Genomic DNA, 21,942 nt, shown 5'->3' on the forward strand with positions numbered 1-21,942 from the left:
AGCCGCAAGCAATCTGCGCACGCTTGTCGCTTAGCGCCTGGAGCTGGTAACGACTTCTGTCGGGTCGGCGTGCACCAGCACTTCAGCCCGTGGATAGGCGGCGTGGATTGCGGCGGCGGCCTGGTCGCTGATGCCGTGGGCGACTGACAGAGTCAGCTCCCCCGGCAACTCCAGGTGCAATTGCACAAACCACTGGTTGCCGGAGATTCGCGTGCGCAGGTCATGCGCGCCCAACACACCCGGCACGCTGCATGCCAGCTCAAGCATGTGCTGGCTGACGTCCGGCGGCAGCTCCTGATCCATCAGCACGGTGAAGCTTTCGCGGGCGATCTGGATTGCGCTCCACAGAATGTACGCGGCGATCCCCAGACCGAACCAGGCGTCCACCTGATGCCAGCCAAAGCCGGCCAGCACCAATGCGACCAGGATGCTGCCATTGAGCAGCATGTCTGAACGGTAATGCAGGGAGTCGGCGCGCACCGCGTTGGAGCCGGTGGCTTTGACCACCCGGTGTTGCAACACCAGCAGCGCCAGCGTAAGGACCAGTGAAAGCACGATGACGCCGATGCTGAGCCATGGCGCGCCCACTGGTTCTGGATGCTTGATCCGCTCGAACGCCTGCAACGCAATCAGCACCGCACTGCCCCCAATGAACAGGGCCTGCGCCATGCCCGCCAGCGACTCAGCCTTGCCATGCCCGTAGCGGTGATCGTCGTCAGCGGGGCGCAACGCATAATGCACGGCAAGAAGATTGAGTAGCGACGTGACGCCGTCGAGGGCCGAGTCGGTCAGTCCGGCGAGCATGCTCACCGAACCGCTCAACCACCACGCGATGGCTTTGGTCACGACCAGGGTGCACGCCACTGCCACCGAGGCGCGAGTGGCGAGCCGCAGCAGGCGGGCGTGTTCGGAACTGGAAACCATAAGAGTGGCTTGTCCTTTCAGGGGAGTGTCACGCGGCAGGTTGCAGGCCCAGCGTGGCCAGTTGCTGAGTGCTGCCCTTGTGCTGGATCAGGCGTGGATCGTCCAGCGGGAAGCTGCGGCCCAATTCGGATTCCAGAATGGTCTGCAACTTATGGGTGTCGACCTTGCCGTCGGCGCCGATGGCTTCCTGGAGCTTTTGCGGAGCCACGTGCGCGGTTTCGCCTGGCGCGTAATAGATCGCGCCGGTGGCGAAGTCCACGGCAAACGCGATGAGCCCGGGAATAATGTAGAACAGCAGCCCCACGGCATCGAGCGCGGCAATCGCCGGGTCGATCTTGCCGTCGATCTGGCCACGGCGGTCGGGGTAGAAAATCGAACCGCAGGCCGTCACCTGGGTCAGCAGGGTGGCCACCAGTACACCGCCAATCAGGCGAAAAGGAATACGCATGGGAAAACTCCTGTCATCGGTAAACAAAGCGTCGTCGGTATGAGTTAGGACCGTGATAAACGCCTGGCAGTTCGCCGTTATACCGGGCGCGGCAAGGTATGCCCACAGTAAATTACGTCCGGGTCTTGCTCCATCCAAAATTAATTAGAACGGCGCTGCGGCATCAGGCGCATCTCTCCAGGTTGTCCAATCGTGAACGGTGTTGGTCACCCTGTCATGACACCGGATCCAGGCGTGCAAGGCGGGGTCGATCCATTTGATGACCTCGAGGGTGTCTCGGTGGAGTTCCTTCAGCGGCAGCCAAAGCAGTGGCTCATGGTGGAAACATCGATTGCGCAGGTTGCGGCCTTTATTCAGGCGAGTTCGTATGTTGTCCGGCTGTCGCATGTGCTTCGGACAATAGTAGAAAACCCGCATCAGCGGCTTGGAAAGCCTCATGCTGGTTGCGCGGTTGAAGAGGGAAGTCCAGAACCCGAAGCTGAGTTCCGCTACGATGTTGTCAGGTGTGATCGTGACTTTGCGTATTCGCAGTTCTTGCTTGGCGCCGGCGATTTTGTCGTAGAGTTTTTGGAGGTCTGCGTTGCCGGTATTACTCCATTCTTCATACCAGTCGGCTCGCTTGTATTCGATTGCCATCTCTTTCTGAATGCCATTGCGGAGTGCGACTTCGAGCACATGGAAAATCGACACCAGAGACTCGGCGATTTTCATGTTGTGGACATACGCCTGGACCGCACGGTCCTGCTTGTTTTTATTCGCATCCGGTCTCACCACCCTATCCAAGCAGGCGAGCTGGAAAATAGAGTGGAACCAGGAGATGGAGCAGATGGATGCGAGTCGCGCGGGCCAAGTCTGGAATTGACCAGATTTGATTGTGTGGTAGATTGAAGTCGCCGCCCTGAAACCTCCACTCCCGTACAGTAGAAACGGTGATGAGATCAGGTTGAGTTGTAGCCCCGTTCGCGGGGCTTCTTCGTTTCTGGCGATCGGGAATTGCATAGAATTTCGATGGTTCTGTTCCTGTTGATGCCCAACGTCTGACGCGCGCTGTTCCCACAACTCTCACTTCGCCAGCAAGGTGATCGCTTCCCGGTATACTGCCTGGCCTGCCTGGGAGCCAGCATGATTTCTTTGCCGATTGATGAAGTTTTACCCGCCCTGCGTGAAGCGTTGGCGACACGCCACGAAGCTGTGCTCGAAGCGCCGCCCGGTGCGGGCAAGACCACTCGGGTTCCGCTGGCCTTGCTCGATGAGGCGTGGCTGGCGGGGCAGACCATCCTGATGCTCGAGCCAAGACGCTTGGCCGCGCGGGCTGCGGCGGAGAGGCTGGCCAGCGAGCTGGGTGAAAAAGTCGGTGAAACGGTGGGCTATCGGATCCGGCTCGACAGCAAGGTCGGCCCCCGCACGCGCATCGAAGTGGTCACCGAAGGCATCCTGACCCGGCGCTTGCAGGATGACCCCGCACTGGATGGCGTGGGCCTGCTGATCTTCGATGAATTCCATGAACGCAGCCTCGATGCCGATCTGGCGCTGGCCTTGAGCCTCAATGGTCGCGCGCTGTTTCGGGACGACCAGCCGCTGAAAATCCTGCTGATGTCTGCCACCCTCGAGGGCGAGCGACTGGCAGGGTTACTCGACGACGCACCGATCCTGCGCAGCCAAGGGCGCATGTACCCGGTGGCGATGCGCTGGGGGCGACCGTTCCAGCCAGGGGAGTTCATCGAGCCGCGTGTGGTGCAGACCGTTCTCGAAGCGCTCAATGATGAAACCGGCAGTCTGCTGGTGTTCTTGCCCGGGCAGGCGGAGATCCGTCGTGTGCATCAACAATTGGCCGACGCATTGGGCACGGACTCCAAGGTGCTGCTCTGCCCGTTACACGGCGAACTGGACCTGGCCGCGCAACGTGCTGCGATCGACCCGGCCCCGGCCGGCAAGCGCAAAGTGGTGCTGGCCACCAACATTGCCGAAACCAGCTTGACCATCGACGGTGTGCGTGTGGTGATCGACGCCGGGCTGGCGCGGGTACCGCGTTTCGATCCGGGCAGCGGCATGACGCGCCTGGACACCCAGCGCATCTCCCGCGCCAGTGCCACGCAGCGTGCCGGCCGAGCCGGGCGTCTGGAGCCCGGCGTGTGTTATCGTCTATGGTCGCAAGATCAACATGAACAACTGGCCGCCTATGCCAGTGCTGAAATCGTTTCGGCGGACCTGGCCGGTCTCGCGCTGCAATTGGGGCGCTGGGGGGTGACCCCGGAACAGTTGGTGTGGCTCGACGTACCGCCCGCGGCGGCTTATGCACAGGCGCAGGACTTGCTCGAACGCCTTGGCGCACTGGATGGTGAAGCTCTGAGTCGCCACGGCCAGGCCATGGCCGAACTGCCGGCACATCCGCGTATCGCCCATTTGCTGTTGCGTGGCCAGGCGTTGGGCCTGGCCGAGATGGCCTGTGACGTCGCAGCATTGCTGGGTGAACGGGACATTCTGCGCGGTGCCGGTGCCGATCTGCACAGTCGGCTGACGCTATTGTCCGGCGAAGAGCGGGCGGCCCGTGGCGCCCAAGGCGGGGTGCAGCGCGCCCGACAACTGGCTCGGCAGTATCGCGGTTACCTGCGCGGCAAGGCGTGCGACCCGGTGAGCGATCCAGACCATCCGCGCTGGTTGGGCGCCTTGCTGGCGCTGGCCTACCCCGACCGCGTGGCTCAGCAACGGCGGGCGGGGGGCGCGGAGTATCGGCTCGCCAACGGCCGCGCCGCGCTGTTCGCCGAAGCGGACAGCCTGATGAAGCAGGCGTGGCTGGTGATCGCCGATCTCGGCAGTCGCCAGGGCCAGCGTGAAGAGCGCATCTATCTGGCGGCGGATTTTGATCCGGCGCTGTTCGAATCGGTTCTCGCTGAACAGGTGCGGGTGGTCGATCAACTCGACTGGGATGAGCGCGAAGGCGTGTTGCGCGCCGAGCGTCAGCGCAAGGTTGGCGAGCTGGTGCTCAGCCGTGAACCCTTGACCGGGCTGGACGAGGCTGCGCGCAGCCAGGCGCTGGTCAACCTGGTGCGGCGCAAGGGGCTTGAGTTGCTGCCGTGGTCGCCGGAGCTGCGTCAGTGGCAGGCGCGTGTCGCGTTGCTGCGTCAGTTGGACCTCGACGCCAAGGACGAAACCGAGTGGCCGGATGTCAGCGACCCAGCGTTACTCAAAGGCCTGGAACATTGGTTGCTGCCGTACCTGGGCAAAGTGTCGCGGCTCAGTCATTTCGCCAACCTCGACCTGTCCAGCATCGTTCGCAACCTGTTGCCGTGGCCACTGCCGCAACGCCTGGACGAGTTGGCGCCGCATCATTTGAGCGTGCCGTCGGGGTCGTCGATTCGCCTGGACTACAGCGAGCAACCGCCGATTCTGGCGGTGCGCCTGCAGGAACTGTTCGGCCTCGCCGACACCCCGCGCATTGCCGGCGGACGTCAAGTGGTGAAGTTGCACCTGCTGTCCCCGGCGCGCCGACCGGTGCAGGTGACCCAGGACCTGGCGAACTTCTGGCGCAGCACTTATGCCGAAGTGAAGAAGGATTTGAAGGGACGCTACCCCAAGCACTACTGGCCGGATGATCCGCTGGTGGCGGAGGCGACGGCGCGGGCCAAGCCGCGTAAGTAACCTCCTCGCCGGACTTTCCCCTGTAGGAGCGAGCATGTCGAGGCGTCGAACCGTCGCGATGGTCGTCAACGATAACGCTGGGCATCAGATAGCCAGCGTCGCTTGAGCTTCCATCGCGAGCATGCTCGCTCCTACAGAGAACTCAACGCACGATTTTTGCCGTCAACTGCTCCCGGCAGTAATCGGCGAACAGCTGCGCCGGCTTGGTCAGTTGCCCGCGCTTGAGCCACGCCGCCACCAGTCCGGAGCCGGTGACGTCTTCGATGATGTCCACGCACACCACTTTCTTGCCGTCATAGGTGCACTCTGAATGTGGGCGCGTGACCAGGATCGAGAAACCGAACCCTTGCCCCACCATGCCCCGCACCATTTCGATCGACGGTGAGCTGAAGGCGATCTGCGGTTGCAGGCCCAGCTCTTCGAACAGGCTGACAAAGTAGGTGCGGCTCGGTTGCACGTCCAGCAGGATCATCGGCTCCAGGCACAGGTCGCGCAGTGAAACCTGCTTGAGCTGGGCAAAGCGGTGATCGGCCGGCAGCAGCGCGTAAGGGCGCTGCGCCGGCATCAGCGGCTCGGTTTCGATGGTGGCGTCGAGGTCGTGTTCATACAGAATCGCCAAGTCGAAGCTACCCGAGGTCAGGCCCTGCACCAGCTCCTGTTGTTCACCGTCGCGGATGCGGATTTTCACGCCGGGGTACAGCGCCGAGAAACCGGCAATCAGCTGCGGCAGGTACAAGGGCGCAACGGTTTCGAAGCAGCCGATATCGATCTGACCGGCCACCACGTCGTTGTCGGCCAGTGCGTTCTGTTCGAACTCCTTGGCCATGCGCAGCAGTTCCTGGGCCTTGCGATAGAAACGCGCGCCGCTGGGGGTGAGGGATACGCCCTGGGCATGATGACGGATCAGCAGTTGCACGCCGAAGCTGTCTTCCAGGCCCTTGATCGCCGTGGATATCGCCGGCTGGGCGATGTACAGCTTGCGCGAGGCCTCGGCAACGCTGCCGCATTCGACGGTGGTGATGAAGTACTTCAGTTGACGCAGGTTGTAGGCAGCCACGGCAAACCTCTGGGTGGATGGACACAACATCCAGGCAATTTTTGCGCCGACTGAATCCGTTTTGACGACGGTATTTGTTGTGCCTGAACAATAACCACATCGTGCACGTGGGTGGAGATGACCTGCCCAGTATTTTCATGGTCTGGGAAGACATTTTTACTATTTTTGCTTGACTCGGGCCTGAGCGACTATCGATGCACATCAAAGCCCATGGAGCATTTGAACGTGTTCGAGCTTGCATATTGGCAAAAGAAAGCCGCGACACTGGCGTTTCCCTACCAGGCCCTGATCGAAGGCAAACTGCGTGCGGCGCAGTCCGGCCAGACTTTCGCGGCGATCAATCCCGCCACGGGGCAACGCTTGGCCGATGTGGCGGCCTGCGGGTTTGAGGACGCAGACATTGCAGTGAGCAACGCGCGGCAGGCGTTCGAGGCGGGCACCTGGGCGGCGTGCTCGCCGGCTGAACGCAAGCAAGTGCTGCTGCGCTTGGCCGAGCTTATCCTGGAACATCGCGAAGAGCTGGCACTGCTGGACTCGCTGAGCATGGGCAAGCCGGTGATGGACGCCTACAACATCGACGTGCCGGGCGCCGCCGGTGTATTTCGCTGGTATGCCGAAAGCCTCGACAAACTCTACGACCAGGTCGCGCCGAGTGCGCAGAACGTATTGGCCACCATCACCCGCGAAGCGCTGGGTGTGGTCGCCGCCGTGGTGCCGTGGAATTTTCCGCTGGACATGGCTGCGTGGAAACTCGCCCCGGCCTTGGCTGCTGGAAACTCCGTAATCCTCAAGCCCGCCGAGCAATCACCGTTCTCCGCCCTGCGCCTGGGCGAACTGGCGCTGGAAGCCGGGTTGCCCCCTGGGGTATTGAACGTTCTACCGGGCCTGGGCGAGCAGGCGGGCAAAGCCCTGGGTCTGCACCCTGACGTCGACTGCCTGGTGTTCACCGGCTCCACCGAGGTCGGCAAGTATTTCATGCAGTATTCCGCGCAGTCGAACCTCAAGCAGGTGTGGCTCGAATGCGGCGGCAAGAGCGCCAACCTGGTGTTCGCCGATTGCCAGGACCTGGACCTTGCGGCAGAGAAAGCTGCGTTTGGCATCTTCTTCAATCAGGGCGAAGTCTGCTCGGCCAACTCGCGCTTGCTGGTAGAGCGCTCGATCCACGACGCGTTCGTGGAACGCCTCAAGGCCAAGGCCGAGAGCTGGTTACCGGGCGATCCGCTGGATCCGTCGAGTCGCGCTGGCGCCATCGTCGACAGCCGCCAGACTGCACGCATCATGCAGTTCATCGAGCAGGCCGAACGCCAGGGCGCCACCCGGGTGTGCGGCGGTCGACAGGCGATGTTCAACGGCTGCGACAACTTCATCCAGCCGACCATCTTTACCCACGTCAGCCCGGACATGGCGCTGTTTCGAGAGGAGGTGTTCGGCCCAGTGCTGGCCATTACGCCGTTCGATGACGAGGCACACGCCTTGCAATTGGCCAACGACAGCGTTTATGGCCTGGCCGCCTCGTTGTGGACCGACAACCTCAATCGCGCACACCGTGTGGCCCGGCAATTGCGCGCAGGTACGGTGTCGGTGAACTGCGTCGATGCCCTGGACGTGACCGTGCCTTTCGGTGGCGGCAAACAGTCCGGGTTCGGCCGTGACCTGTCGTTGCACTCATTCGATAAATACACCCAGTTGAAGACCACCTGGTTTCAACTTCGCTGACAAGAACGGAGAACTGGCGATGACCACCCCACGTGAAACCCGCGATTACCAGGCTGCCGATGCCGCGCATCACATCCACGCCTTCGTCGACCAGAAGGCCCTCAACGACGAGGGACCCCGCGTAATGGTCCGAGGCGAACGCCTGCACCTGTGGGACAACGATGGTCGACGTTACCTCGATGGCATGTCCGGGCTGTGGTGCACCAACCTTGGCTACGGTCGCCAGGACCTGGCGGCAGCGGCCGCCCGGCAGCTTGAGCAGTTGCCGTACTACAACATGTTTTTCCACACCACCCACCCGCAGGTGATCGAGCTCTCCGAGCTTTTGTTCAGCCTGCTGCCGGGGCACTACAGCCACGCGATCTACACCAACTCCGGCTCCGAGGCCAACGAGGTGCTGATCCGCACCGTGCGCCGCTACTGGACAATCCTCGGCAAGCCCGAGAAGAAAATCATGATCGGGCGCTGGAACGGTTACCACGGCTCCACCCTGGCCGCGACGGCGCTTGGTGGCATGAAGTTCATGCACGAAATGGGTGGCATGTTGCCGGACATCGAGCACATCGATGAACCTTACTTCTTCGCTCACGAAGGCAACCTCACGCCCGCCGAGTTCGGTCTGCGGGCGGCGCAGCAACTGGAAGCGAAGATCCTGGAACTGGGCGCGGACAAGGTGGCCGGCTTCATCGCCGAACCGTTCCAGGGTGCGGGCGGGATGATCTTCCCGCCAGAAAGCTACTGGCCGGAAATCCAGCGGATCTGCCGCAAGTACGACGTGCTGCTCTGTGCCGATGAAGTGATCGGTGGTTTTGGTCGTACCGGCGAATGGTTCGCCCACGAATACTTCGGGTTCGAGCCGGACACCCTGTCGATCGCCAAGGGCCTGACCTCCGGCTACATCCCCATGGGCGGCCTGATCCTGTCGAAGAAAATGGCGGAGGTGCTGGTGGAGCGGGGCGGCGTATTCGCTCACGGCTTGACCTATTCCGGGCACCCGGTTGCGGCGGCGGTGGCCATTGCCAATCTCAAGGCATTGCGCGACGAAGGCGTGGTGACGCGGGTCAAGGACGACATCGGCCCCTACCTGCAACAGTGCCTGCGCGAGGTGTTCGGCAACCACCCGCTGGTGGGCGATATCCAGGGCACGGGCCTGGTTGCAGCGTTGCAACTGGCCGAAGACAAAGCCAGCCGCAAGCGCTTCGCCAACGAGAATGACATTGCCTGGCGCTGCCGCACCATCGGCTTCGAGGAGGGGGTGATCATTCGCTCGACACTGGGACGGATGATCATGGCGCCGGCCCTGATCGCCAGCCGCGAGGAGATCGACGAGCTGGTCGGCAAGACGCTGAAGGCGGTGGATCGCACCGCGCAGGAGTATGGTCGGCTCTGAGATAGCAGGAAGGTCCTGCGGACCTTATCGCGAGCAAGCCCGCTCCCACAGTTCCAATGTGGGAGCGGGCTTGAACTGGTCAAGTAATCTTGGACACTGATTACGGTTCACGCCGCCAATCTTTCCTTCACGACCGGCGACCTGTAGTCGTTATAGCTGTGAGGCCTGCTGATGTTGTAGCGCGAGACATAGCGCTGCACATCTGCCCGGGCCTCATGCTCCAGTTTGTAGCCCGTTTCAGGCACCCACTCGGACTTCAAACTACCAAAGAAACGCTCCATCGGGGCATTGTCCCAGCACTCGCCTTTACGGCTCATACTTTGCCTGAACCGATGTTTCACAAGCGCATTTCGGAATTTATGGCTGGTGTACTGGCAACCTTGATCAGAATGAAACAACACATCCTGGGGATGGCCGCGCAGCTCAACCGCCATGCGTAGCGCTTCGCAGGTCAGGTTGGCATCAGAAATCATCGAAAACGACCACCCTACGATCCTGCGAGCGTACAGATCCAAAACGGCGGCGAAGTACATCCACCGCTTGCCGACCTTGATGTATGTCACGTCGCCACACCACACCTGATTAACCGCCGTCACATCAAATTTTCGCTTGAGCACGTGCGGCGCCACCAAGGCCTCCACACCCGGCGACTTGTACTTATGGCGCCGGCGCTGACGACTAGCGATGCCAGCTTCGCGCATCAAACTGCGAGCCATATAACGCCCGATACGATGCCCTTTGGCTTGTAGCTCCTTGGACAAAGTACGTGCGCCGGCCGACTCTCTGGACGCCTTGTGGTGCCTGACCAGCGCGGCTTTGAGCTTGTCCCGTTCAGGATTTGCTCTGCCTTGGCGCTGGCGCCAGGCGTAAAAGCTACTGCGGTTGCCCCCAAACGCCCGGCAACACTTTTTAACGCCGTACTGCTCGCCCAGCTCATCGATCAGCGTGAATGATCTTTGGCGTCCAAAAGCAGGAGAGCACTGGCCTTTTTTAGGATTTCGATATCCAGGTCTTTCTCTCTGAGCAGAGCTTTGAGTCTCTGGATTTCTCGTTGATCAGCGGTAATCGCCTTGGCCCCCACCGGAGTCGAGCCCAAGCGCTCTTTTTGCACTTGATCAACCCAACGGCGCAGGGCTGTGGGGCCGATATCCAGGCTGGCACAGACTTCGGTAACCGGCTGACCTTCATCCAACACCATGCTGGCAGCCTTGAGCTTGAACTCACTCGAATAGGATTTACGCATATCCAAACACCTCAGATTTGGGCGCTATCATAGCGCCCGATTGAAGTGTCCAAAATCATTAGGCCAGTTCAGCTTGCTCGCGATAAGGTAGTCGATTCAGCACATTTTTCAGCTTTTTGCCCCCACCCTGTGCATCCCCAATCACCCCGCCCCATTCCCGCGCACACTACCCAGTTTTTTCATCACTCCCACCGACATATTTCCTAATTTTCCTGCGCCCGCCCTTGGTCCAACATCGATCTCGCCAGTCAGCCGAATGCTGTACGCCCTCAAGTCCAGCAGAGACCCCAGGCGACAGCGCAACCCGACGCTGCTGGTCGTACTGCCCATGACAAAACTAAATCAACAGCTTTGGGAGTGCTCCATGATCAAGTCCTTGCTTACCGGCGTTGCCCGTCCACTGGCGGTCACCGCCCTTGCTGCCACGGTCGCGAGCGGCGCCCAGGCCGGCACCCTGTCCATCGGTCATACCACTTGGGTTGGCTACGGCACGCTCTACCTGGCCCGGGATCTGGGCTATTTCAAGGAAGCCGGCCTGACCGTCGAATTGCCTGTGGTGGAAGAGGCGTCGATGTACATGGCCGCGCAAGCGTCCGGTGAATTGTCCGGCTCGGCGTCGACCATCGATGAAGTGCTCAAGTACCGTCCGCAGTTCTGCTTCAAGGCCGTGGCCGCACTGGACGACAGCCATGGCGGCGACGGCGTGCTCGTAGGCAAGGACGTCAAGAGCCTGCAAGAGCTCAAGGGCAAGTCTGTGGCGGTGAACGAGGGGTCGACCTCGCAGTTCTGGCTGTCGTACCTGCTGAAGAAACAGGGCATGAGCATGAGTGACATCACCGTGCAGAACATGACCGCTGACGACGCCGCCACCGCGTTCATCGCCGGTCGCGTGCCGGCCGCCGTGACCTGGGAGCCGCACCTGTCGATGGTGCGTGACAAGCAGCAGGGCAAGGTGCTGATCGACAGCAGCAGTACGCCGGGGGTGATCGTTGACGTCGTTGCGCTCAACTGCACAGTGATCGAGAAGCAGCCCGAAGACGTCAAGGCGCTGGTGGCTGGGCTTTACAAGGCGGTGCAATACACCAAGGACCATCCGCAGGAAGCCTACAAAATCATGGCCAAGGGTGTCGGTGGTTACCTCGCCGATCCGAAGGAGCTGGAAGCCGCCGCCCAGGGCGTGCGTTTCTACGATCAAGCCATGAGTGAAAAACTCCTCGGCTCACCGGGTAAACCGGGCGACAGCGCACCCCTGATCAAACTGGCCAATGAGACCGCGAGTGAGTTGCAGGGCAAACCCTACAACGTCAGCAATGACGATCTGGTCGACAACCGCTTCGTCAGTCCGCTGTAGGAGGTTCCCATGTTCAAGCGCAAATCGTGGTTGAGCCGCTGTATTACGCCCAAGACCGGTCTGCCGGTGTCGGTGGTCTGGAGCGCGAGCGGGTTGGCCTGGGTGCTGTTGGTGGGGCTGTGGGCCGGCTTGTCGTATGGTGGCGTGGTGCCCGGCATGTTCCTGCCGACCCCCGGCGCGGTGGTCGAGGCCGCCTTCCGCCTGGGCCGCGATGGCACGCTCGGCCAGCATGTATGGGCGAGCGTCGAAGTGGTCATGGTCGGTTTCATCATCTCGTCGCTGGTGGCGGTGCCGGTGGGCTTGCTGATGGGCAGTTTCCGCATCGTCCAGGCGTTCCTCGAGCCGCTGGTGAATTTCATCCGCTACCTGCCAGTCACCTCGTTCGTGCCGCTGTTCATTCTGTGGATCGGCATCGGCCTGGAACAGCGGGTGTCGGTGATCATCTTCGGGGTGTTCTTCCAGCAACTGGTGATGATTGCGGACGTGTCGAAGGGCATCTCCAAAGACCTGATCAACGCTTCTTACACCCTGGGCTCCAACCGTCGTGATGCGGTGTTGCACGTGATCGCCCCTGCGTCGTTGCCGGGCGTGCTCGATACCCTGCGCGTGACCATGGGCTGGGCCTGGACCTACCTGGTGGTCGCCGAGCTGGTAGCAGCTTCCAGTGGCCTGGGCTACCTGAGTCTCAAAGCCATGCGCGGTTTCCAGGTGGACGTGATTTTCCTCGCCATCGCGATCATCGGCTTGTTGGGCCTGGTCACCGATCAACTGTTCCGATTCCTTCGCCTGAGGATTACCGCATGGGCTCAGTAACCGCCGTCAACCCACGACTCGTCACGCCGATGGCGACGCCCTCGCACGGCGCGCCGCGCTTGCAGGTGGACAAGGTCAGCCTGCGATACCAGAAACCCGGCGGTGGCGTGTTCACCGCGTTGGATCAAGTGTCGTTCGAGGTCCCGGACCAGCAGTTCGCCGTGCTGGTGGGACCTTCGGGGTGTGGGAAATCGAGTCTGCTGTATCTCACCGCCGGCCTGAACGAGCCTACCGAAGGCGAGATCTACGTCGGTGGCCAGCAAGTGCACGGCCCCGGTGCGGACCGTGGCATGGTGTTCCAGAGCTACACGCTGTTCCCGTGGCTGACTGTGCGTCAGAACGTCGAGTTTGGCCTCAAGCGGCGGGGCATGCCGGCGGCCCGGCGCAAGGAAATCGTGGATTACTACGTCAATGAAGTTGGCCTCACCGGCTTCGCCGACAACTATGCCAAGCAACTTTCCGGCGGGATGATGCAACGGGTGGCGATTGCCCGGGCGTTGGCCAACGACCCGCAGATTCTGCTGATGGACGAGCCCTTCGGCGCTCTCGACAGCCAGACACGCCTGCAAATGCAGCAGCTGTTGTTGCGGGTCTGGGGCAACAGCAAAAAGACCGTGCTGTTTGTCACCCATGACATCGACGAGGCCATTTTGCTGGGTGACCGCGTCTATGTGATGGGCGCGCGCCCGGGGCGGATCAAGCAGATCCTCGACGTGCCGATCGAGCGTCCGCGAACCCTGGACATGGTCATGGAGCGCTCATTCATCGAGATGAAACGCAACATTTTCGGCCTGCTGCATGATGACCTGGAGGAGGTGCATTGATTTCCAGATCCACAGGCCTTCCCTTGTGGGAGCGGGCTTGCCCGCGATAGCGGTGGTTCAGTCACATCAATGTTGAAACTACTGCCGCCATCGCGGGCAAGCCCGCTCCCACAGGGCCTTTGTGGAGTTCCACTACGGTGCCGCTGGCAACAGAAACCGCCCGATCACCGGTAGGTGATCGGATATGCGCAGGGTATCGTCCTGCCGCACCGTCGCCGCGACTCGTTTGATCCGCGGGCTGTAGAACAGGTAGTCAACGGTGCGGTCCGGGCCGCTCAACCCCGGGTCATTGGGGTAATGCGTCAGCCATCGCGCCCGGTCGATCCCGCCGGCTTCGTTGTTGGTCGGGATCATCGGGTACTTGTCCCACAGCAAGTGCAAGGCGCTGTCGGCGGAGTAGGGCGTGCGTTGTTCGCTGGGCAGGCGTCGATACTGGCCCAGCGGCAGCAGGTTGAAGTCGCCGCCAATCAACCACGGTGTGCCACGGCTTTCGAGCTTGTCGAGGACCTTGGCCACTGAAGCAACCTGTTTTTGCAGCGTGTCGTCAGGCTGCCGGGTGCGATCCAGATGAGTGTTGAGTACCGCCAGCTGGCTGCCGTCGCTCTGCGGCAGGTAATTCACCTGAAGGGCATTCCTCGGATTGAACTGGCGGCTGATGAAATTGGCGGGAGCTACCGGCAATTGCAAGCGTTCGGCATGCTCGATCTGATAGCGGCTGAGTGTGGCCAGTTGCCGGCCGACACTGCCGAAGATGGGTGGCAACGGCACGAAATCGGCTTTCCAATCGAAGGCATGGGTGCTGCATGGGTACAGGTCGGCGACCCGCTCCTGAAGCAGTTTGAGCTGGTTCTGGTAATCGCTGGCCTTGGCGCCATCGTCGAGTTCCTGCAACAGCACGATGTCGGGCTGCTCGTCACGCACCACACGTGCCACCTCATCGAGGCTGAAGGCCATGTCGGCGTCCGTCGGGCGTTCGTCGGGGCCGGCCGCCAGGTCATTCCAGAAGACATAGCGCTTGCCAGCCAGGTACTGGACGTTCCAGGTCATGACTTTCAACGCTTGGCCGGGCACCAGTGTCGGCGCCTTGGCGTTGCAACTGACCGGCAGTATTTCCCGGGCCTCGGGGCGCCAGGTCAGGCTGTAGATCAGCAGGGCGATCAGGCCGCTGGCAACCAGCAGGACCAGCAGGGTGTAGCGCAGTAGACGGGTCATGGCTCGCTTATAGCGTTACAAAAGAAGGCCCGAGCATAACCGAGGGAAAACGGCCTGCCCATCCGTCGAGTGCTTACAGCGGACGGTCGACTTTCTCGGGAACATCGCTGATCAACATGAACAGGCGAAACAACACCACACTGGTAAATAACTGCAAAAAGCTGTGAGCGCTGTCGATCAGCAAGGAAATCACCGGGTTTTGCGGCTCCGGATACACCTGCAGGGTCACGCCCTTGAGTACCCACAACGGCCCCATCACACACAGAATGCACACCAGGATGCGCAGGAAATGGCCGCGCGTCAGCCGCAGGCTGGCTTTCATCGCCGCCAGAGGCGCCATGCCACGCAGGACCAGCAAATACTCGCCAAAGGCGAGTGCCACCATCAGCCAGATACCCGGCAGGAAATACAGGGACAAGCCGAGCAGAATCAGCAGGGTATTGAGCGCCGTCAGCAGGGCAAAGCGCGGCCACAGGCTCGCCGACATCGCCAGCAAATCGCGGTTGCGCGGTGATTCACCACGGCTGCGAGCATCGAGAAACAGGATCAGTGCGGCGGTGTACAGCGGATACACCAGCAAGCCGACGATCACGCTGATGCCCGGGAAGCTGTCTGGCTCGGTGGAGCGATCAACCACCTGTTGCAGCAGTGCCTCGAAAATCACCAGTGGCAGGCACAGCTGCACGATCTGTTTCAGATTGCGTTTGAAGAAATACAAAGAGTCGCGCAGTACGTCGAACGGATTCATCAGTCGGTATCGCAGGTGGGAAGCAGTGGCCCACTTTAACCGATGCGAGCGCTTGGGGCGCATACGTAAACGTTCGGTAAAGGATATTGAATCAAGTTGTTTCAGCCTCCATTAAGGTCAGGCACCGTATCCTCTCAGGAGAAGGGCACTGATTTCCCAGGCAATCTAAGAGGTCGCCATGAACAGCGAAGAACAAACCCTGATCGATGGACTGTTTTCCCGGCTGCAACAAGCCGAAGCGGACGCAGCCCCGCGCGATGCTCAGGCCGAGGCGCGGATCAAGGAGCACCTGACTCGCCAACCGACGGCGGGTTATTTCATGACCCAGGCGATCCTGGTACAGGAAGCGGCGATCAAAAGCCTCGACGGGCAGAACAAGCAACTCGAGGAACAAGTCCGGCAATTGCAAGCTGAGCTGCAATCGGCCAAGGCGCAGGCACCTGCTACGCCGTCGAGTGGGGGAGGCTTCCTGTCGAGTATCTTTGGGGGCAGCTCCCGGGAAGCACCGGCACCCAGTGCTCCGCCCTCCAGCGGCGGCTGGCGTGAGCCAGGGCGTTCGTCGTTCAACCCGCCACCGCCTCAACAGACCTACGCAGCTCCGCCCTCCAACTACGCGCCGCAAGCGCCCGCGGGCAGTGGTTTTCTCGGTGGCGCGCTTAAAACGGCCGCCGGTGTCGCGGGTGGTGTAATGCTGGCGCAGGGCATCAGCAGCCTTTTCCACCACAACCAGCAGCCGGACGTGGTCGAAGTGATCCGCGAGGAGCCTGCTCAGGTCAACGACCAGCGCGACAGCGGGGGTTGGGGCGATGATCAGCGTGTGGCTGACAATGCCTACGATCAGGGTGGTTATTCCGACGCTGATTACAGCGGTGACGATTCTTTTGGCGACGACGATTCCTACGTCTGAAACGCCATTCGTCTGGAGCGCTGCGGCGCTCCAGGCTGATTATTCGCGGAACATTCCTTCAGGCTGGCATACTGGGCAACTTTTAGTGCCAGGTGGCTGATTCAGCCTTGAGGACAACCGGTGAAAAAAATTGCGGTGTTCGCCGACGTTCAAAACCTCTATTACACCGTGCGTCAGGCCTATGGTTGCCACTTCAACTACGCCGCGCTGTGGGCTGATGTCAGCAAACAGGGTGAGATCGTCGAGGCCTATGCCTATGCGATCGACCGGGGCGACAGCAAGCAGCAGCAATTCCAGCAGATCCTGCGCAATCTCGGGTTCACCGTGAAGCTCAAACCCTACATCCAGCGCAGCGACGGCTCGGCCAAGGGCGACTGGGACGTGGGCATCACCCTGGACATCATGGACGCGGCCGATCACGTTGACGAAGTGGTGCTGGCTTCCGGTGACGGTGATTTCGACATGCTGCTCGAGCGCATCATCAGCAAGCACGGGGTGCAAGCGGTGGCTTATGGCGTACCGGGCCTGACGGCCAACTCGCTGATTCGCGCCGCCACCCGCTACGTGCCCATCGAAGGCGCCTTGCTGCTCAAGAATTGATCAATACGGAGCTGAAACAGGTTGGAACGCATCGCAGTCATCGACTTTGAAACCACGGGTATCTCCCCGAGCAGCAGTTGCCGGGCCACGGAAATTGCCGTGGTTATCCTTGAACGGGGGCGTATCGTCGAGCGTTACCAAAGCCTGATGAATGCCGGCGTGCGCGTCCCGGCCTTCATCGAACAACTCACCGGAATCAGCAATGCCATGCTGCGCAGCGCACCGTCGGCTGAACAGGTCATGAACGAGGTCAACGAGTTTGTTGGCATCACACCGCTGCTGGCGCACAACGCCGCGTTCGACCAGAAGTTCTGGGACTTTGAACTGGGGCGGATCAAACGCACCCGGTTGCAGAACTTTGCCTGCTCGCTGCTGCTGGCCCGCCGCCTGATGCCCGCGGCGCCCAACCACAAGCTCGGCACCCTCAACACCTACGCCAACCTGCCCCACACCGGCAAGGCCCACCGGGCCATGGCCGACGCCGAGATGGCGGCGAACCTCACTGCGCACCTGGCGGATGAGTTGCGGGGCAAGCATGGGCTGCGCGAACTGTCCCACGATTTGCTGTGCAAATTGCAGAAAGTGCCGGCGGCGAAGATCAATGAGCATCTGAAGCGGCACCGGGGTTTCTGACCGCAACACGGCTCCCACCGTTACTGTGTCGCTTCAGGCTTTGCCGTTGCCTTCGATATGCCCCAACGGCACACGCTTCTCGATGGCGCTGGACAGCACGATTGACGTCTTGCTGAACCCGAACTTGGCGATCCTGTTGATCAACTCCTCCAGTTCCGGCATCGAACCCACCGCTGCCTGCATGATCACGCACGGATCGCCGGTGACCCGGTGGCATTCGGTCAGTTGTGGGATTTTGATCAGGTCGTCGTAGGCTTTTTGATTGCCGTGCTGGTTCAGGCGCAGTTCGATGACGCACTGGATCGGCAGCCCGAGCTTGGCCATGTCGACTTTCGCCTGATAGCCGGTGATGACCCCGCAGGCCTCGAGTTTGGCCACACGCTCGGCGACGGCGGGAGCGGACAGGTTCACCTTGCGCGCGAGGTCGGCGTAGGACGCACGACCGTTTTCCAGCAGGGCGCCGAGCAGCATGCGGTCGTATTTGTCCATGGTGGAACTCCAGAAAGTGACTGACTTTCGAAAGCACGGTTTATAGCGTTGATCTCCGTGATTTGAAAAGTGTACCGGCGCTATAAACAGGTTTTGTAACTTATTTTTACTCGTTGGCCTTTCTAGAATAGCCATTCACCTGCCTTGCCTGCGAGCTACTCCCATGTCTGCCCCGCGTCGCTTCCCTCTACCGTTGATCGCCGCCTTTTTCGCGCTGTACGTGATTTGGGGCTCGACTTACCTGGTGATCCGCATCGGTATTGAATATTGGCCACCGCTGCTGCTTGCCGGGATTCGTTTCGTGATTGCCGGGACTTTGATGTATGGCTACTTGCGCTGGCGCGGGGTGCCGGCGCCCACCTGGGCGCAGTGGAAAGCGGCAGGGATCATCGGGGTTTTGCTGCTCAGTTGCGGTAACGGCGCGGTGAGCGTGGCCGAGCATACCGGCGTCGCGTCAGGCGTTGCCGCATTGGCGGTGGCCACGGTGCCGCTGTTCACTTTGCTGTGCGGATATTTCTGGGGCGCCCGTAACACTCGTCTGGAATGGGCCGGAATTGTGCTTGGCCTGATCGGCATCGCCATGTTGAACCTGGGTTCCAACCTGCAATCGAGCCCGCTGGGCGCGATGTTGCTGATCTTTGCGGCGGCCACCTGGGCCTTCGGTTCGGTCTGGAGCAAGCACCTGCCGCTGCCTCAAGGGGCGATGGCCAGTGCCGTGGAAATGCTGGTGGGCGGCCTGGTACTGCTGATCGGCAGCGCGGTGAGCGGTGAGCACCTGCCTGCCATGCCGCCGATCGAAGGGTGGGCGGCACTGGCCTACCTCACCGTCTTCGGCTCGATCATCGCCTTCAACGCCTACATGTACCTGCTGAAAAATGTGCGTCCGGCAGCGGCCACCAGTTATGCCTACGTCAACCCGGCGGTGGCGGTGTTGCTGGGGATCGTATTCGCCGGCGAAAGCATCGGCATCGAGGAGGCGTTGGCCATGCTGGTGATCATCAGCGCCGTAGTGTTGATCGGTTTGCCGCAGTGGCGCCGGGCTCCGCAGCGACCGGCAGCGGTAGCGCAGGCAGAATCGGGTGTGAATTAGGGTAAACTGCGCGGCATTGCACACTCGCGCGCTGAATTTTCCTACGGTAATCCCATGACTTTCGCCAACCTTGGCCTGATCGAACCCTTGTTGCGCTCTCTCGAGACGCTTGGCTACCAGACTCCGACGCCGGTCCAGGCGCAAGCCATTCCGGCGGTGCTGGCCGGTCGTGACCTGATGGCCGCGGCCCAGACCGGCACCGGCAAGACCGCCGGTTTCGCCTTGCCGCTCCTGCAAATGCTGGCCATGGAAGGTCCGAAAGTCACCGCGAACTCGGTCCGTGCGCTGATCCTGGTGCCGACCCGTGAACTGGCAGAACAGGTTCACGAAGCCGTGCGCCAGTACGCCGAGAACCTGCCGTTGCGCACCTATGCGGTGTACGGCGGTGTCAGCATCAACCCGCAAATGATGAAACTGCGCGGCGGCGTCGACCTCCTGGTCGCGACCCCGGGCCGTTTGCTCGATCTGTTCCGCCAGAACGCGCTGAAATTCAACCAGCTGCAAACCCTGGTCCTGGACGAAGCCGACCGCATGCTCGACCTGGGCTTTTCCGAGGAACTGGCGAACATTTACAGGGCGCTGCCGAAAAAACGTCAGACCCTGCTGTTCTCCGCGACCTTCTCCGATGCCATTCGCCTGCTCGCCGGGCAAATGCTCAATGACCCGCTGAGCATTGAAGTGAGCCCGCGCAACGTCGCGGCCAACACCGTCAAGCAGTGGGTGGTGACGGTAGACAAAAAGCGCAAGCCGGAGCTGTTTGTGCATTTGATGCGCAAGGGCAAATGGAAGCAGGTGCTGGTGTTTGCCAAGACTCGCAATGGTGTGGACGCATTGGTGGAAAAACTCCAGGGCCTTGGCGTTAACGCCGACGGCATCCATGGCGACAAGCCGCAGGCGACCCGCCAGCGCGCACTGGACCGGTTCAAGGCCAGCGAAGTGCAGATCCTGGTGGCCACTGACGTCGCCGCCCGGGGGCTGGATATCGAAGACCTGCCGTTGGTGGTCAATTTTGACCTGCCGATCGTGGCCGAGGATTACATCCATCGAATTGGCCGCACCGGCCGTGCGGGCTCGACCGGCGAGGCGATTTCGCTGGTGTGCGCCGATGAAGTGAATCTGCTGTCGGCTATCGAGATGTTGACCCGTCAGACCTTGAAGCGTCAGAACGAACCGGAGTTCGAACCAGAGCATCGGGTGCCGGACACCGATGCGAGCGGCCAGGTGATCAAAAAGCCGAAAAAACCGAAGAAGCCGAAGGTTTCCGGTGGTGGCGGCAAGCGCAATCTGGGTAAGTGGGTGGACAGCGGAGACGCCGCACCGGTGGAACCTTCGATCAAGCCTGTGCGCAAAGTGCCGGTGTTCAATACGGGGCCGCGTAAGAGGAAGCCTTGACGGCAGCTACAAGCTGCAAGCTGCTAGACGAGTGCGCTCCGCTTGCAGCTTGCAGCTTGCAGCTTGCAGCTTATAGCTTATAGCTTGCAGCTGCTCCTCACCCACTCCACCATCCCCAACCCTGCTGCACGTCCACTGGCGAAACAGGCGGTCAACAGATACCCCCCCGTCGGCGCTTCCCAGTCGAGCATTTCCCCGGCGCAGAACACGCCCGGCAACTGCTTGAGCATCAATCGCTCATCCATCGACTCGAATTGCACGCCACCGGCGCTGCTGATGGCTTCGTCCAGCGGACGGGTTTTCACCAGCGTCAGCGGCAGCGCCTTGATCGCCCTGGCCAGCAAGGCTGGATCGGCAAAACATTCGGCGCCAGTCAGTTCCCGAAGCAGCGCCGCTTTCACGCCGTCGATGCCCAGTTGACTGTGCAGATGCTTGGACATCGAGCGGGAGCCGCGTGGTTTGCTGAGGGCTGCGATGACTTTATCCACAGGTCGATTCGGCAACAGGTCCAGGTGAATGGTTGCCGCCCCGTGATGGTTGATGGCTTCGCGGATCGGTGCCGACAGCGCATAGATCAGGCTGCCTTCGATGCCGGTGGCCGTGATCACGCATTCGCCAAGCCGAGGAATGTCGTCGTTCAGCCCAATGGCGATGTTCTTCAGTGGAGCGCCGGCGAATTTGCTGACCATCAACTCGCTCCAAGCCTGCACTTCGAACCCGCAGTTGCTCGGCTGCAGGGGCGCCAGTCCTACGCCGTGCTTCTCCAGTTGCAGCATCCAGGCGCCATCCGAGCCCAGGCGTGCCCAACTCCCGCCGCCAAGAGCGAGCAGGGTGGCGTCAGCCTGGACGGTTGTTTCGCCGTTGGGGCTGTGGATAAGCAAGCTCCCGTGCTCGTCCCACCCGAGCCAACGGTGGCGGGTGTGGATAACTACGCCGCTGTCGCGCAGGCGTTTGAGCCAGGCGCGCAGCAGCGGGGCGGCTTTCATGTCGGTCGGAAACACCCTGCCGGAGCTGCCGACAAAGGTTTCGATACCCAGGTCGTGAATCCACTGGCACAGCGCCTCGGCGCCGAAGGCGCGCAGCAACGGGGCAATCTGCGGTGCACGCTCGGCGTATCGCGAGAGAAACGCCGGATAGGCTTCGGAATGGGTGATGTTCATGCCGCCGACCCCGGCCAACAGGAATTTTCGCCCCACAGAAGGCATGCCGTCGTACAGATCGACCTTGATCCCAGCCTGGCTCAGTACCTCTGCGGCCATGAGGCCAGCGGGACCGCCGCCGATGATGGCGACCTGGGAGAGGGGCGTGTGGGGGAGGGTCATGGGCAGTGCTGCGGTCTGGCGGAATAAGCCGGGCATTCTAGCAGCACATAAACCCTGTAGGAGCGAGCATGCTCGCGATAGCGGCCTGTCGCACAGCGCAGATGTTGTATGGGATGGCCTCATCGCGGGCAAGCCCGCTCCCAC

At 61.3% G+C, this 21,942-nt stretch carries 20 protein-coding genes; 11 read left to right on the forward strand and 9 right to left on the reverse strand.

Features of this window, described 5'->3' with window-relative positions; all coding sequences use genetic code 11:
• Positions 1-30: 30 nt before the first annotated feature.
• The 3 genes from AB4N33_RS25230 to AB4N33_RS25240 all read right to left on the reverse strand — a co-directional run bounded on the left by AB4N33_RS25230 (position 31) and on the right by AB4N33_RS25240 (position 2,371).
• Complete coding sequence (locus tag AB4N33_RS25230) at positions 31-924, reverse strand: cation diffusion facilitator family transporter (RefSeq protein ID WP_460120612.1); 894 nt, start codon at positions 922-924, stop codon at positions 31-33.
• A 28-nt stretch (positions 925-952) separates the two neighbouring features.
• Complete coding sequence (locus AB4N33_RS25235) at positions 953-1,372, reverse strand: polyribonucleotide nucleotidyltransferase (protein WP_476458478.1); 420 nt, start codon at positions 1,370-1,372, stop codon at positions 953-955.
• A gap of 144 nt (positions 1,373-1,516) precedes the next feature.
• On the reverse strand, positions 1,517-2,371 hold the full coding sequence (locus tag AB4N33_RS25240) for an Abi family protein (protein ID WP_476458479.1): 855 nt from the start codon (positions 2,369-2,371) through the stop codon (positions 1,517-1,519).
• 123 nt (positions 2,372-2,494) lie between these two features.
• On the opposite strand from AB4N33_RS25240, the gene hrpB reads away from it, so the two are divergent.
• Positions 2,495-5,011, forward strand: a complete 2,517-nt coding sequence (gene hrpB, locus AB4N33_RS25245) for an ATP-dependent helicase HrpB (RefSeq protein WP_476458480.1) — start codon at positions 2,495-2,497, stop codon at positions 5,009-5,011.
• 142 nt (positions 5,012-5,153) lie between these two features.
• On the opposite strand, the gene AB4N33_RS25250 is transcribed toward hrpB, so the two are convergent.
• On the reverse strand, positions 5,154-6,068 hold the full coding sequence (locus tag AB4N33_RS25250; protein ID WP_460120618.1) for a LysR substrate-binding domain-containing protein: 915 nt from the start codon (positions 6,066-6,068) through the stop codon (positions 5,154-5,156).
• A 225-nt stretch (positions 6,069-6,293) separates the two neighbouring features.
• Here AB4N33_RS25250 and AB4N33_RS25255 point away from each other — a divergent pair, with 225 nt between their 5' ends.
• A complete protein-coding gene (locus tag AB4N33_RS25255; protein ID WP_476458481.1) occupies positions 6,294-7,784 on the forward strand; it encodes an aldehyde dehydrogenase in 1,491 nt (496 codons plus the stop codon).
• Between the two features lie 19 nt (positions 7,785-7,803).
• Entirely contained in the window at positions 7,804-9,174 is a 1,371-nt protein-coding gene (locus tag AB4N33_RS25260) for an aspartate aminotransferase family protein (protein ID WP_476458482.1), read from the forward strand.
• 107 nt (positions 9,175-9,281) lie between these two features.
• Here the strand turns inward: AB4N33_RS25260 and AB4N33_RS25265 are convergent.
• A protein-coding gene (locus AB4N33_RS25265) for an IS3 family transposase (RefSeq protein ID WP_460140388.1) occupies positions 9,282-10,417 on the reverse strand; the annotation gives its coding sequence in 2 pieces (ribosomal slippage) (positions 9,282-10,168 and positions 10,168-10,417; 1,137 coding nt in all).
• Between the two features lie 364 nt (positions 10,418-10,781).
• Between AB4N33_RS25265 and AB4N33_RS25270 the strand changes: the two genes are divergently transcribed.
• The 3 genes from AB4N33_RS25270 to AB4N33_RS25280 are packed head-to-tail and all read left to right on the forward strand — an operon-like array spanning position 10,782 to position 13,405.
• Complete coding sequence (locus AB4N33_RS25270; RefSeq protein ID WP_460120624.1) at positions 10,782-11,768, forward strand: ABC transporter substrate-binding protein; 987 nt, start codon at positions 10,782-10,784, stop codon at positions 11,766-11,768.
• Between the two features lie 9 nt (positions 11,769-11,777).
• A complete protein-coding gene (locus AB4N33_RS25275; protein ID WP_460140864.1) occupies positions 11,778-12,581 on the forward strand; it encodes an ABC transporter permease in 804 nt (267 codons plus the stop codon).
• The gene (locus AB4N33_RS25280) at positions 12,569-13,405 is read left to right on the forward strand and encodes an ABC transporter ATP-binding protein (protein WP_460120628.1); all 837 of its coding nucleotides are present in this window, start codon (positions 12,569-12,571) and stop codon (positions 13,403-13,405) included. The genes AB4N33_RS25275 and AB4N33_RS25280 overlap by 13 nt, the downstream gene beginning before the upstream one ends.
• Before the next feature lie 132 nt (positions 13,406-13,537).
• On the opposite strand, the gene AB4N33_RS25285 is transcribed toward AB4N33_RS25280, so the two are convergent.
• Positions 13,538-14,617: an endonuclease/exonuclease/phosphatase family protein gene (locus AB4N33_RS25285; protein WP_460140865.1), complete on the reverse strand. Its 1,080-nt coding sequence runs from the start codon at positions 14,615-14,617 to the stop codon at positions 13,538-13,540.
• A gap of 73 nt (positions 14,618-14,690) precedes the next feature.
• The gene (locus AB4N33_RS25290; protein WP_460120632.1) at positions 14,691-15,365 is read right to left on the reverse strand and encodes a YciC family protein; all 675 of its coding nucleotides are present in this window, start codon (positions 15,363-15,365) and stop codon (positions 14,691-14,693) included.
• A 178-nt stretch (positions 15,366-15,543) separates the two neighbouring features.
• Here AB4N33_RS25290 and AB4N33_RS25295 point away from each other — a divergent pair, with 178 nt between their 5' ends.
• The 3 genes from AB4N33_RS25295 to AB4N33_RS25305 all read left to right on the forward strand — a co-directional run bounded on the left by AB4N33_RS25295 (position 15,544) and on the right by AB4N33_RS25305 (position 17,505).
• Positions 15,544-16,272, forward strand: a complete 729-nt coding sequence (locus AB4N33_RS25295) for a DUF2076 domain-containing protein (RefSeq protein ID WP_476458483.1) — start codon at positions 15,544-15,546, stop codon at positions 16,270-16,272.
• A 120-nt stretch (positions 16,273-16,392) separates the two neighbouring features.
• On the forward strand, positions 16,393-16,872 hold the full coding sequence (locus AB4N33_RS25300) for a LabA-like NYN domain-containing protein (protein WP_460120636.1): 480 nt from the start codon (positions 16,393-16,395) through the stop codon (positions 16,870-16,872).
• Between the two features lie 21 nt (positions 16,873-16,893).
• Complete coding sequence (locus AB4N33_RS25305; RefSeq protein WP_476458484.1) at positions 16,894-17,505, forward strand: 3'-5' exonuclease; 612 nt, start codon at positions 16,894-16,896, stop codon at positions 17,503-17,505.
• A 33-nt stretch (positions 17,506-17,538) separates the two neighbouring features.
• Here the strand turns inward: AB4N33_RS25305 and AB4N33_RS25310 are convergent, their stop codons facing one another.
• A complete protein-coding gene (locus tag AB4N33_RS25310; RefSeq protein WP_460120639.1) occupies positions 17,539-17,994 on the reverse strand; it encodes an Lrp/AsnC family transcriptional regulator in 456 nt (151 codons plus the stop codon).
• A 163-nt stretch (positions 17,995-18,157) separates the two neighbouring features.
• Between AB4N33_RS25310 and yedA the strand changes: the two genes are divergently transcribed.
• The gene (gene yedA, locus AB4N33_RS25315) at positions 18,158-19,084 is read left to right on the forward strand and encodes a drug/metabolite exporter YedA (protein ID WP_476458485.1); all 927 of its coding nucleotides are present in this window, start codon (positions 18,158-18,160) and stop codon (positions 19,082-19,084) included.
• A gap of 54 nt (positions 19,085-19,138) precedes the next feature.
• A complete protein-coding gene (locus AB4N33_RS25320) occupies positions 19,139-20,476 on the forward strand; it encodes a DEAD/DEAH box helicase (protein ID WP_476458486.1) in 1,338 nt (445 codons plus the stop codon).
• A 77-nt stretch (positions 20,477-20,553) separates the two neighbouring features.
• Here the strand turns inward: AB4N33_RS25320 and AB4N33_RS25325 are convergent, their stop codons facing one another.
• Positions 20,554-21,798 carry a TIGR03862 family flavoprotein gene (locus tag AB4N33_RS25325; protein ID WP_476458847.1) on the reverse strand — a complete coding sequence of 415 codons (1,245 nt, stop codon included), beginning with the start codon at positions 21,796-21,798 and terminating at the stop codon, positions 20,554-20,556.
• Positions 21,799-21,942 lie beyond the last annotated feature (144 nt).

This window comes from Pseudomonas sp. S1_E05 (assembly GCF_056337105.1).